Source organism: Dactylosporangium sp. NPDC005572 (genome assembly GCF_040605515.1).
Classification (GTDB): domain Bacteria; phylum Actinomycetota; class Actinomycetes; order Mycobacteriales; family Micromonosporaceae; genus Dactylosporangium.
In genome coordinates, this window is sequence record NZ_JBEXCY010000053.1 from 48,383 (window position 1) to 60,035 (window position 11,653).

Below are 11,653 nucleotides of genomic sequence, written 5' to 3' on the forward strand. Positions count from 1 at the left end.
CGCGACGCACCTTTGCTCCACGGGCTTCGCCCGCGGCTCTGCTGGGGAGGGGTTCGCACCTCACACCCCTATGTGCCGTTGCTCAACGCATGCTGTTCCTCGCTCCACGGGCTTTGCTCGTGGGTTGTGGGGGGTTTCACGAGTTGACGCACTCGGTTGTTCGACTTCGTTCGGGTGTCCGGGACTGTCCGGACATTCCCGGCCACCCGAACGAAGTCGAGCATCCGGGTGCGTTGCCGTTTGTCCACCTTCCGACCTCGCCTTGATCACCCGCCGGACACCCGCCCACAATGCGGCGCATGGGTCTGGGCGATCTCCTCGCAATGCGGCGCCACCGCCGCCAGCAGCGCCACCACAACAAGAAGCGCAAGCGGGACTGGTGCGACTGCGGCGATCTCGACTTCTGCGACTGCGACTGCAACCCGTTCATGCTGGGCTCGCTGCTGAGCCTGATGGCGATCGCCGCGCCGACCCGGCCGCCCCGCGCATCGGCGAGCGGACCGGGCCGGGCCGGCATGGCGGCGATCCGGGGCTACCAGCGCTGGCTCTCCCCGCACCTGCCGACCCGGTGCCGGCAGATCCCGTCGTGCAGCGCCTACGGCATGCAGGCGGTCCAGCGATACGGGCTGGTGGAGGGCTCCCGGCTGACCGCGGCCCGGATCAGGCGCTGCAACCCGTCGACCCCGCGCGGGACGCACGACCCGGTGCCGTAGGCCCGCAGCGCATCAGCGTTGATGCATCAGCCTTGATGCATCAACACTGATGCATCAAGAGCGGTGGGTCAGGCGACGGCGCCCGCATGACGACGATGGTAGGAGCGGACGAGATCCTCGACCTGTGCCCGCAGGGCGAGGAACGGCGGCTCCCGCTTGACCCCCAGGTCGCGGTCGTCGGGCAGGTCGACGGCCACGTCCGCGGCCACCCGGCCGGGGTCGCTGGCCAGCACGACGACGCGCTGGCCGAGGAACACGGCCTCCTCGACGTCGTGGGTAACCATGAGCACCGTCGTGCCGGTGTCCCGCCAGACCCGCCGCAGGAAGAGTTGCATGTCCTCCTTGGTCTGCACGTCGAGCGCCCCGAACGGCTCGTCGAGGAGCAGCACGCCCGGCTCGCAGGCGAGGGCCCGGGCGATCGCGACCCGCTGCCGCTGACCGCCGGACAGCTGCTTCGGCAGCGACCGGCGGAAGGGCTCCAGGCCGGTCTCGGCGAGGTACCAGTCGACGCGGGCCTTGCGCTCCGAGCGGGTCAGGCCCAGCAGCTCCAGGCCGAACGCGATGTTCCGTTCGACGGTGCGCCAGGGGTAGACCGCGCCGGACTGGCAGACCAGGCCGCGCTCCGGACCGGGGCCGGTGACCGGCGCGCCGTCCAGCGTCACCGTGCCCGACGAGGGCGCGACCAGGCCGGCGACGATGGACAGCAACGTGGACTTGCCGGAGCCGGAAGCCCCGACCACGCAGACGAACTGGCCCGGGCCGACCGACAGTGAGACGTCCTGGAGTGCGGTCTTGGCGCCGAAGGTACGGCCGATGCCGTCGAGCGTCAGCATCACACCCACCGTCCGATCCGGTTGCGGGCGAGGCGCAGCAGGACGTCGGTGAGGACGCCGATCACCGCGATGACGACCAGGATCGCGAAGATCTTGTCGGTCTGGGTGAACCGCTGCGCGAGCAGGATCCGCTTGCCGAGGCCGGTCTCGCTGTTGACGAGCTCGGCCACCACGACGAGGTTCCACGCGGCCGCGAAGTTGACCCGCACCGCGTCGATGATGCCGGGCAGCGCGTGCGGGACGATGACCTTCGCGAGGACCTCCCGGCGGCGCGCCCCGAGCGTGTAGGCCACGTCCAGGAAGTCGCGGGGCACCAGGCGTACCACATCCGCCACCATCAGCATGTTGAAGAACACGGTGCCGAGGAAGATCAGCGCCACCTTCGGCGGCTCGCCGATGCCCAGCCAGATCAGCAGCAGCGGGGTGAACGCCGCCGCCGGCAGGTAGCGCAGCAGCCCGCTCAGCGGCTCCAGCACCGCGTTGGCGGCGGTGAAGCTGCCCATCGCGATGCCGAGCGGCACCGACACGAGCACGGCCAGCCCGAACCCGTACAGGATCCGCTCGACCGTGGCCCACGTGTCGGTCCACAGCTGCCCGCTCGCCGCCATGTCCAGCCCCGCGCTCCACACCTCCTGCGGTGTGGGCAGGAACCGGGGGTCGACGGCGCCGGAGGCGCCGAGCAGCAGCCACGCGGCCAGCGGCAGGAGAACCGACAGCGTGACGAGCACGGCCCGCGTGGCCGCGGACAGCGGCGCCCGGATCGCGAACACCGCCCGCGGCGTCCCGATCGGCCGCCGGCGGGGCAGGGGCCGCCAAGACGCCCGGGTGGACGGCTTGGCGGCGGTCACGGTCACTTCACGGCCTTCACGAACTTGGGCTCGAAGAGCCCGTCGAGCGGGGGCTTGGCGTCGACCAGCTTGGTGCTCACCAGGAACTCGGCGATCTTGTTCGCCTGGAAGTCGAGGTGCTTCGCGTCGGTGCCGGCCGCGAAGGCCTCCAGGTTCTGCTCCTTGGTGAAGATGGTCGTGCCGGCGTCGTACGTCTGGTAGTCCGCGTCGGAGACGCCGCCCTTCTTCGCCATGATGCTCACCGCCTCGGCCTTGTTCGCGGCGATCCAGGCGAGCGTGTCGAACCAGGTCTGCACGACCGCCTGCACCTGGTCGGGGTGGTCCTGCACGAACTGCGACTGGAACGACAGCGTGTCGGGGATCGCGCCCGGGAAGTCCTTCGACGTGGCGATGGCCGTGCTGCCCGAGCGGCCGAGCGCGGTGGTGGTGAACGGCGCGAAGACGCCGACCGCGTCGACCTGCCCGGCGACGAACGCGGCCGCGGCGGCGTCGGTGAGCAGCGGCGTGAACGTCACGTCCTTCTCCGTCAGCCCGGCCTTCTCCAGCGCGAGCAGCAGCAGGTAGTGGTCGACGGTGCCCTGCTCGGCGGCGACCTTCTTGCCCTTCAGATCGGCGACGGTGGCGATGCCGGGGGCGGCGATGATCTGGTCGTTGCCGGTCGAGTTGTCGTTGACGAGGACGATCGTCTGCTTCGAGCCGCCGGACACCGACGACAGCGTGTCGTTGAGGGTCTGGCTGTTGCAGCTCAGGTTGCCGGTCGCCAGCGCGTTGAGGCTGTCGGTGTAGCTGTCGAAGTACTTCAGCTCGACCGTGACGTTGTTCTTGGCGAAGAGGCCCTTCTCCTGGGCGACCTGCCAGGGGAACCAGCCCGGCCAGGCGGAGAAGCCGAGGGTGACGGTGCCGGGGGCGGCTGCGTCCGACGTGTCGTCACCGCAGGCCGCGAGCAGGGCGGCGCCCGCGGCGCCGAGCAGGAGCGAACGACGCTTCATGAGGTCCTCCGGGGAAGATGGCCGGCGCGCACCAGGCAGCCGAGGGTGTCGCAGATGACGCGGGTCGCGATGAGCGCCGTGATCTCCGCGTTGTCGTACGGCGGGGAGCACTCCACGACCTCGATGCCGGCCAGGGGCTTCTCCGCGATCAGCTGGATGAACTTGAGCACCTCGCGGGGCAGGAACCCGCCCGGCTCGGGCCAGCCGGTGCCCGGCACGAACGCCGCGTCGAGGCAGTCGACGTCGAACGACAGCCAGACCGCGTCGGCGCCGTCCCAGGCCACCTCGAGGGCCTTCTCCGCGGCGGCCTCGATGCCCATCTCCACGCAGTCGGTGACGGTCATGATGGTCGTACCGCGCTCGCGCCCGACCTTCACGCCCGGGCGGGGCGCCTGCCAGCCGCCGATGCCGATCTGCACGAGGTTCTTGGGTGGGACGTTCGGGATGTCCGTGGCGTGGAACCACGGCGTGGTGTGCATCCGCTCGTCGAGGTCCGTCTCCTGGGTGTCGACGTGCCGGTCGAAGTGGATGATGCCGAGGTTGCCCTGGAGGTGCTGGGCGACGCCGCGCACGGTGGGGTAGCCGATCGAGTGGTCGCCGCCGAGCACGACCGGGAACGCCCCCGACTCGTAGACGTGCGCGACCGCCTTGGAGATCTGGTCGAACGTCTTCTCGATGTTGGCCGGGATCGTGAAGATGTCGCCCAGGTCCGCGATCGTGATGGACTCGCGCAGGTCGACGCCGAGCTCGAAGCTGTACGGGCCGTAGAGGGCGGAGATCTTGCGGATGCCCTGCGGGCCGAAGCGGGTGCCGGAGCGGTACGTCGTGCCGCCGTCGAACGGCGCGCCGAACACGGCGACGTCGTACTCGCCGCAGCGGCGGACGTCTTCGAGGTACGGCGCCTTGAGGAACGTGTTGATGCCGGCGAAGTGGGGCAGCTCGCCGCGGGAGAACGTCGGGATGCGCTTGTCGACGATGGAGTCGGCCCCGGGCAGGCCCAGCTCCAGCCCGCGCGCCACCTCTTCCTCCCACTTGGTGGTCGGCAGCTCGGCCTCGCGCTCGACGGCGTAGCGGGCCTCCGGCCCGTAGTGGTTGTGGAACAGACCCACAGACAGTCCCTTCCGGGTTGGCTGTCCGGCCGCGAGCAGCCGGAAGCTTCGGCTGTCTCCCGGGCTTTTGTCCCGCCGTGGAACGCCCCCTGATGCGCGGGGCGCCTGCACCTCTCGGACCAGCCGCTCCTGCCCAGAAGCGCGGAACCCTAGGCGCGCCTCACCATCGGTGAGTCGATGCGAGTAGACGCCCGCGCCGTTACTGCCACTTTGCTCGTCTATTGCGGCGCTGTAACCAGGAGGTCGGTGATCGCGCGGGTCGTCGCGAGGTCGTCGCCGAGGGCCGTCACGAGCGTGCCGCCGGCGGCGAGCGGCATGATCTCGGGGACCTTGTGATCGGCGGTCCTCGTCGTCACGAGGCTCGCGTAGACCCGGTGCTGCAGCACGGCCGGATTGTCCTCGAGGGTCACGTCGCCGCGGTGCAACGGCCGGCCGTCGCGGCGGACCGTGGTGCTCAGCCGCACCTCGCCGCCGCGCTCGCCGTGCCGCCCGCGCACGACCTCCTCGCGCCACACGAGCACGGCGTCCCCGGCCAGGTCCACTGTGGACTCCGTGTGGTGGCGGCAGTGGGCGGCGGCGATCGTCGGCTCGGGCAGCCACAGCAGCGTGCCGGCCACCGCGGCGTGGATCGACAGCCGCGACCAGGCGCCGTCGCGGCCGGGCAGCGCGATGCTCGCCGCGACCGTGCGCACGACGAGCAGCGCGCCCGGGCCGACCTCCAGCTCGATGCTCAGCTCGTCGCCGCCGAGCGGGCCCGCCGCGCCGCCGACGAAGTGCACCTCGTTCGAGCCCGTGCGGCGCGGCAGCAGCGGTGGCTCGCCCTTGAGGACCGTCAGCCGCCCGCCCTTCTCGGCCACGACCCGCGCGGCGGCCCTCACCGCACCAGGCTTCGGATCCAGTCCTGCACGGGGGCGGCGGTCTTGTCCTCCGCCAGCGACAGGAACACGGTCGGCAGGTCGCCGCGGCGGGCGGCCGCGTCGCGCGCCATGACCCCGAGGTCGGCGCCGACCAGCGGGGCGAGGTCGGTCTTGTTGATGACCAGCAGGTCGGCGCTGGTCACGCCCGGGCCGCCCTTGCGCGGCACCTTGTCGCCGCCGGCCACGTCGACCACGAAGATCTGCTGGTCGATCAGGCCCTTGCTGAAGGTCGCGGTGAGGTTGTCGCCGCCGCTCTCGACCAGGATCACGTCGAGCGGGCCGAGGCTCTCCTCCAGCTCCTCGATCGCGTCGAGGTTGGCCGAGATGTCGTCGCGGATCGCGGTGTGCGGGCAGCAGCCGGTCTCGACGGCGCGGATCCGCTCGGCCGGCAGCACGCCGTTGCGCAGCAGGAAGTCGGCGTCCTCGGTGGTGTAGATGTCGTTGGTGACGACCGCGATGCGCAGGTCGTCCGCGAGGCTGCGGCACAGCGCGGCGACGAGCGCGGTCTTGCCCGAGCCGACCGGCCCGCCGATGCCGATCCGCAGCGCGCGCTCGCCGTTGTGCAGCGGCGCGTGCGGGTCGACGTCCGGGTGCGGATGGGTGTGCGGGACCTCGTCGGGCCCGTGCGCGTGCCCGTGGTCGCTTGCTTCGTGGTCGTGCGCTTCAGCTGGCAAAGAGCCTTACCTCCCATGCGGCGTGGTCCTCGGCGGAGATGTCGAGCAGCGGCGCCGATGCCGCCGGCAGGTCCGCCGCGGGCCCACGGATGTACGCGGTGGCCTCGCGGGCCACCTGGTCGCAGTCGTCCCCGAGCGCGGCGAGCAGGCCGTGCACGCGGTACGGGTCGAACCCGAGCAGGCGGACCGCCGCGCTCGCCGGGCCGGAGATCGAGTGGTACGCACTGAGCAGCGCCGCCTCGCCGGGCGTCACGTCGGCGGCGTCGGCCACGACGCCGAGCGCGATCGGCTGCGAGACCTTGGTGCGGGCGGCCCGGGCGACGTGCTCCCCCGGCCACACCACCTGTGCCGCCCGGATCAGCGACCGGCCCTGCCGCCGGGCGGCCAGGCGCTGGGCCGGCGACGGGGTCCGCGCGTCGAGCTCGTCCTCGAGCTCGGCCATCGTGGACGGCCGGGCGCAGGCGGCGGCCGCGAACGCCGCGCCCACGAGCCCGGCGGTGCGCAGCCGCCCGCGCAGGAACGCCTCGAGGTCGGCCAGGTCGCGCACCCGTTTGTGGTGCACCGCCGCCTCCAGGCCGCCCGAGTGGGCGTGGCCGCCCGACGGGAACCGGCCGTCGGCCAGGATCAGCAGCTGGGTGAACGCGCGCACGGTCCTCCTAGAACAAGAAGTACCGCTGCGCCATCGGCAGCTCGGTGACCGGATCCGGCTCGACCACCTCGCCGTCGATGCGGACCGTGAACGTGTCCGGCTCGACCTCGATCCTGGGCAGCGCGTCGTTGCCGGGCATGTCCGCCTTGCCCTTCGTGCGGGTGTCGGCGACCGCGGCCAGCCGCCGCCGCACGCCGAGCCGGTCGGCCAGCCCGTCGTCGAGCGCCGCCTGGGCCACGAACGCGAGGCTCGTCGCGGGGGCGGCGGTACCGTACGCGCCGAACATCGGGCGGGACAGCACCGGCTGCGGCGTCGGGATCGAGGCGTTGGCGTCGCCCATGGCGCCCCAGGCGATCGCGCCGCCCTTGATGACGACGTGCGGGCGGACCCCGAAGAACGCCGGGTCCCACAGCACCAGGTCGGCCAGCTTGCCGACCGCCACCGAGCCGACCTCGTGGTCGATGCCGCTCGCGACGGCCGGGCAGATCGTGTACTTCGCGACGTAGCGCTTCGCCCGCTCGTTGTCGGCCGGCCCGTCGCCCGGCAGGGCGCCGCGCCGCTGCTTCATCACGTGCGCGGTCTGCCAGGTGCGCAGGACCACCTCGCCGACCCGGCCCATCGCCTGCGAGTCGGAGCCGATGATGGAGATCGCGCCCAGGTCGTGCAGCAGGTCCTCGGCCGCCATCGTCGAGGGCCGGATCCGGCTCTCCGCGAACGCGAGGTCCTCAGGGACGCTGGGGTTCAGGTGGTGGCACACGATCAGCATGTCGAGGTGCTCGCTGAGGGTGTTCCTGGTGTACGGGCGGGTCGGGTTCGTCGACGAGGGCAGCACGTTCGGGTGCGACGCGACCGTGATGATGTCGGGCGCGTGCCCACCGCCGGCGCCCTCGGTGTGGTATGCGTGAATGGAGCGCCCGGCGATCGCGCGCAGGGTCTCCTCGACGAACCCGGCCTCGTTGAGCGTGTCGGTGTGGATGTTCACCTGCACGCCCGACGCATCGGCGACCCGCAGGCACGCGTCGATCGCGGCCGGCGTCGTGCCCCAGTCCTCGTGCAGCTTGAAGCCGCCGGCGCCGCCGCGCAGCTGCTCCCACATCGCCTCTTCGGAGACGGTGTTGCCCTTGCCGAGCAGCAGCACGTTGACCGGCCACGGGTCGAGCGCCTCGAACATCCGGGCCAGGTGCCACACGCCGGGCGTGACGGTCGTGGCCTTGCTGCCCTCGGCCGGCCCGGTGCCGCCACCGACGATGGTGGTGATACCGCTGGCGAGCGCCTCCTCCAGGATGAGCGGCGCGATGAGGTGCACGTGGCAGTCGATGGCGCCGGCGGTGAGGATCCGGCCGTTGCCGGCGATCACCTCGGTCGAAGGGCCGATGACCAGCGCCGGGTCCACGCCGTCCATGGTGTCGGGGTTGCCGGCCCGGCCGATGCCGACGATCCGGCCGTCGCGGATGCCCACGTCGGCCTTCACGATGCCCCAGTGGTCGAGCACGATCGCGCCGGTGATGACGGTGTCCGGGGTGCCCTCGGCGCGCGTCGCCCGCGACTGCCCCATCGACTCGCGGATCACCTTGCCGCCGCCGAAGACCGCCTCGTCGCCGCCCACGCAGTGGTCGTGCTCGATCTGGATGAACAGGTTGGTGTCGGCCAACCGCACCCGGTCCCCGGTCGTCGGGCCGTAGAGGTTCGCATACCGGCGGCGGTCGAGCTCGGTCACAGCGGTCCTCCAGCCTTGCCCCGCAGCCCGGGGACGATCCGATGGCCGGCAAGCGGCACCAGCACGACCTCCCGGGCCACGCCGGGCTCGAAACGCACCGACGTCCCGGCCGGCACCGCGAGCCGGTGCCCCCAGGCGCGCTCGCGGTCGAAGTCGAGCGCGTCGTTGGCCTCGGCGAAGTGGTAGTGCGACCCGACCTGCACGGGCCGGTCGCCGGTGTTGTTGACGCTGAGCCGCAGCTCCGGCCGGTTCTGGTTGATCACCACGGGCCCGTCGCCGGGCACGATCTCGCCGGGGATCACGGGATCGGGTGGTGGACGGTCACCAGCTTGGTGCCGTCCGGGAAGGTGGCTTCCACCTGCACCTCCACGAGCATCTCGGGCACCCCTTCCAGCACGTCGTCCCGGCCGAGCACATGCCGGCCGGCCTCCATGAGGTCGACCACGGTCCGCCCGTCGCGCGCCCCTTCGAGCAGGAAGGCGGTGATGATGGCGACGGCCTCGGGATAGTTGAGCTTGAGCCCTCGGTCCTTGCGCCGCTGCGCCACGTCGGCGGCGACGTGGATCAACAGGCGCTCCTGCTCGTGGCGGCTCAGGAACAACGCGGGTCCTCCCGTCGGGACGGTAGTGGCGGGGATGGTGTCACCCTGATGTTTCACCCCGATTACACCTCGCACCGGGTGTCCGCCGGGGGCATCCTGCGGGGGAACGGAACAAAAAGGCGTGCAACCAGCGCGTGTTAGGCTCCAGCCCTGGACTGGCCCGGTGGGCTGTAGCTCATGGTCAGGGCCCCATCACCTAGAGAGTTGCGGCATGAGCAATCACCGGTCCGTGGTCATCAACGGCGACCTGGGCAGCGGGAAGAGCACCGTTTCCGTGGAGCTCGCCGGCCGGCTGGGTCTGCGCCGGATCAGCGTCGGCGACATGTACCGGGAGATGGCCCAGCGCCGCGGCATGACCGCGCTCCAGCTCAACCTGCACGCCGAGCTCGACGACGCGATCGACAGCGCCGTCGACCAGTTGCAGTCCGACATCGCGAAGTCCGGTGAGCAGCTCATCGTCGACAGTCGCCTCGCGTGGTTCTTCTTCCACGAGGCGTTCAAGGTGCACCTCGTCACCGAGCCCAACGAGGCCGCCCGCCGCGTGCTCGCCCGCCCGCACAGCGAGGTCGAGAACTACTCCTCGCTCGAGGAGGCCAAGACCAACCTGCGCAGCCGCAGCGAGAGCGAGCGGATGCGGTTCCTCACCCGCTACGGGGCGGACAAGTTCCGGTTGCGCAACTACGACCTGGTGTGCGACAGCACCCGGGCCCGGCCGGACGACATCGTCAACCTCGTGCAGGCGGCTTTCGAGGGGCGGCTCGGCGCCGACATCCTCGGCGAGAAGCCGCCGCTGCTGCTGCTCGACCCCATGCGGGTGTATCCCACGCGCGAGCTCGACTTCCCGGCGCCGACCGACGGGGTCACCGTCCCCGAGGCGATGGAGCCGCTGACCGTCGGCCACTCCGGGCCCGACTACTACGTCATCGACGGCCACCGCCGGCTCAGCGCGGCCGTGCAGGCCGGGCTCCGCCTGGTCCCGGCCAGCCTGCTCGCGGAGGGCAAGGAGCCCGTCACCAACCGGCACAACGCCGACGACTACTTCCGTGCCCACGTCACGCGCGACGTCGTCGACGCGTGGGAGCGGCTGCACAAGATCGAGCTGCCGGTGCCGGCGCACAACCCACCCGAGGTCCACGCCGGGTACTGATTGAGTACCCCTACTCAGGCGGTCCGGAAGCCGGCCGCCCGAGACTGGTGCGCATGACGACTCCCGTGCCACCGAAGACCACCGCCGCATTCTTCCTGCAGTCCGCGCTGTCGTTCGCGGTCGCCCTCGCCGGCGTCGCCGCCGGAATCGCATATCTGCCCGTCGACGGGTGGATGCGCGCGTTTCTGGCCATCGGGGTGCTCTACACCGTCACGTCGGCCTTCACGCTCGCCAAATGCATCCGTGACCGGCAGGAAACCGAGTCGGTGGTGCAACGCGTGGACCAGGCACGGCTCGACCGGATTCTCACCGAACACGACCCATTCCGCACGTAAGGGCTATTCCTCGGCGCATTACCGATGCGCCGGCTGTGCGATTCACACACCGGCAAGGGAATGTCTTACCACCCCTGGCGGCCGTCCGCCGCTCGGCGGCGCCACGCTCCGCACGGCCAGCGAATTATCTCGTACCGCACAAATCCCCCCTGCCCGCCCTGCCCGATATTCCCGTACACTCTGGACAAGCCGGTCATAGCGGCACGCATGCGCGGTCGGCGGTCTGGTACGTCACATCCACCACTACTAGGCCAGACGGCTACGTAGCTGTAGGGTTCACGGCATCGCGAAGCTGGCGAAGATCGTCACTTCTGCGCCGGAGGCGTCGGCGTGATCTGGGCCACTCGTTGGCCGCGCCGATATGCCCGATCCGACGGATTCGTGGGCCTTTCCAGTCGTGCTGCTTCTTAGGCCGGACTTAAGAATACTAAAGGTAGTGCTTCCGGCACGTCCCAGGGTTTCATTCGCCCACCGAACCGTGGCATGCTTCTGACCGGCAATCATTACGCAAGGTTGTGGGTAACGCACATTTAGCCGATCATGGTGTGTCAATCTAGGCATTACCTGAGGAGAATTCGGCTGCGCTTTCCCGCAGACATACGAAGTCGAAGGAGCGGAACACCAACCGACTTTCACGCCGAAAAGCTCCGACTGGCCACAACGGCCGTCGACTGACGGATGTCGACTGACCGGGAGGATTCCCAAAGCATGAACCCGCAAGACGCATCGCTCAATGTCGCGCACAGTGAGCTCGACGAGCACGACCAGCACGACCGGCTCCCCCAGCCGAAGTTCGCCGGCCACAGCCCGCTGCGCCGCGCCGGTGTCGGCGTGATGGCGATGGCGCTCCTGGCCACCGGTGGCCTGACCGCCTGCAAGGAACTGCCGGGCACCGGTGCCCAGCCCCGTCCGACGGTCAGTGGCAAGCCGTCGACGTCGGCCGGCCCGACCGCCTCGGCGACCCCGATCACATCGGCGTCCCCGTCGTCCTCGGCCTCGGCGTCGGCGTCGCCGACCAAGAGCGCGACGACCAAGCCGCCCACGGGCGGTGGTGGCGTGCCGCCGACCTACACGGTCGCCGGGTTCCCGGCCGCCAACAACACCGGCTACCCGCAGGGCCT

Annotated in this window: 13 protein-coding genes, 1 pseudogene and 1 riboswitch; of the genes and pseudogenes, 4 read left to right on the forward strand and 10 right to left on the reverse strand. The window is 70.8% G+C overall.

Annotated features, from left to right (window positions below):
* The first annotated feature begins 299 nt into the window (after positions 1-299).
* Positions 300-713, forward strand: a complete 414-nt coding sequence (yidD, locus tag ABZS66_RS25020) for a membrane protein insertion efficiency factor YidD (protein ID WP_354761526.1) — start codon at positions 300-302, stop codon at positions 711-713.
* Positions 714-781: 68 nt separating this feature from the next.
* Here the strand turns inward: yidD and ABZS66_RS25025 are convergent, their stop codons facing one another.
* The 10 genes from ABZS66_RS25025 to ABZS66_RS25070 form a co-directional block, all read right to left on the reverse strand.
* Complete coding sequence (locus ABZS66_RS25025) at positions 782-1,546, reverse strand: ABC transporter ATP-binding protein (protein ID WP_354761528.1); 765 nt, start codon at positions 1,544-1,546, stop codon at positions 782-784.
* Positions 1,546-2,394, reverse strand: coding sequence for an ABC transporter permease (locus tag ABZS66_RS25030; RefSeq protein WP_354761530.1), 849 nt, complete (start codon positions 2,392-2,394; stop codon positions 1,546-1,548). Before ABZS66_RS25030 ends, ABZS66_RS25025 begins: the two co-directional genes overlap by 1 nt.
* 2 nt (positions 2,395-2,396) lie before the next feature.
* Entirely contained in the window at positions 2,397-3,383 is a 987-nt protein-coding gene (locus ABZS66_RS25035) for an ABC transporter substrate-binding protein (protein ID WP_354761532.1), read from the reverse strand.
* Positions 3,380-4,492: an agmatinase family protein gene (locus tag ABZS66_RS25040; RefSeq protein ID WP_354761534.1), complete on the reverse strand. Its 1,113-nt coding sequence runs from the start codon at positions 4,490-4,492 to the stop codon at positions 3,380-3,382. The genes ABZS66_RS25035 and ABZS66_RS25040 overlap by 4 nt, the downstream gene beginning before the upstream one ends.
* A gap of 54 nt (positions 4,493-4,546) precedes the next feature.
* Positions 4,547-4,656: riboswitch (guanidine-I (ykkC/yxkD leader) on the reverse strand.
* Between the two features lie 54 nt (positions 4,657-4,710).
* The gene (locus ABZS66_RS25045; protein ID WP_354761536.1) at positions 4,711-5,370 is read right to left on the reverse strand and encodes an urease accessory protein UreD; all 660 of its coding nucleotides are present in this window, start codon (positions 5,368-5,370) and stop codon (positions 4,711-4,713) included.
* Positions 5,367-5,975, reverse strand: coding sequence for an urease accessory protein UreG (gene ureG / locus ABZS66_RS25050; RefSeq protein WP_354761554.1), 609 nt, complete (start codon positions 5,973-5,975; stop codon positions 5,367-5,369). Before ureG ends, ABZS66_RS25045 begins: the two co-directional genes overlap by 4 nt.
* Before the next feature lie 97 nt (positions 5,976-6,072).
* The gene (locus ABZS66_RS25055) at positions 6,073-6,732 is read right to left on the reverse strand and encodes an urease accessory UreF family protein (RefSeq protein WP_354761538.1); all 660 of its coding nucleotides are present in this window, start codon (positions 6,730-6,732) and stop codon (positions 6,073-6,075) included.
* Positions 6,733-6,739: 7 nt separating this feature from the next.
* Positions 6,740-8,449, reverse strand: coding sequence for an urease subunit alpha (locus tag ABZS66_RS25060; protein WP_354761540.1), 1,710 nt, complete (start codon positions 8,447-8,449; stop codon positions 6,740-6,742).
* Positions 8,446-8,751, reverse strand: coding sequence for an urease subunit beta (locus ABZS66_RS25065; protein ID WP_354761542.1), 306 nt, complete (start codon positions 8,749-8,751; stop codon positions 8,446-8,448). Before ABZS66_RS25065 ends, ABZS66_RS25060 begins: the two co-directional genes overlap by 4 nt.
* Positions 8,748-9,050, reverse strand: a complete 303-nt coding sequence (locus ABZS66_RS25070; RefSeq protein WP_190258090.1) for an urease subunit gamma — start codon at positions 9,048-9,050, stop codon at positions 8,748-8,750. Before ABZS66_RS25070 ends, ABZS66_RS25065 begins: the two co-directional genes overlap by 4 nt.
* 211 nt (positions 9,051-9,261) lie before the next feature.
* On the opposite strand from ABZS66_RS25070, the gene ABZS66_RS25075 reads away from it, so the two are divergent.
* The 3 genes and pseudogenes from ABZS66_RS25075 to ABZS66_RS25085 form a co-directional block, all read left to right on the forward strand.
* Entirely contained in the window at positions 9,262-10,197 is a 936-nt protein-coding gene (locus ABZS66_RS25075; RefSeq protein WP_354761544.1) for an AAA family ATPase, read from the forward strand.
* A 53-nt stretch (positions 10,198-10,250) separates the two neighbouring features.
* Positions 10,251-10,532: a YiaA/YiaB family inner membrane protein gene (locus tag ABZS66_RS25080; RefSeq protein WP_354761546.1), complete on the forward strand. Its 282-nt coding sequence runs from the start codon at positions 10,251-10,253 to the stop codon at positions 10,530-10,532.
* A gap of 708 nt (positions 10,533-11,240) precedes the next feature.
* Positions 11,241-11,653: pseudogene (locus ABZS66_RS25085) on the forward strand (hypothetical protein); the annotation flags it as partial.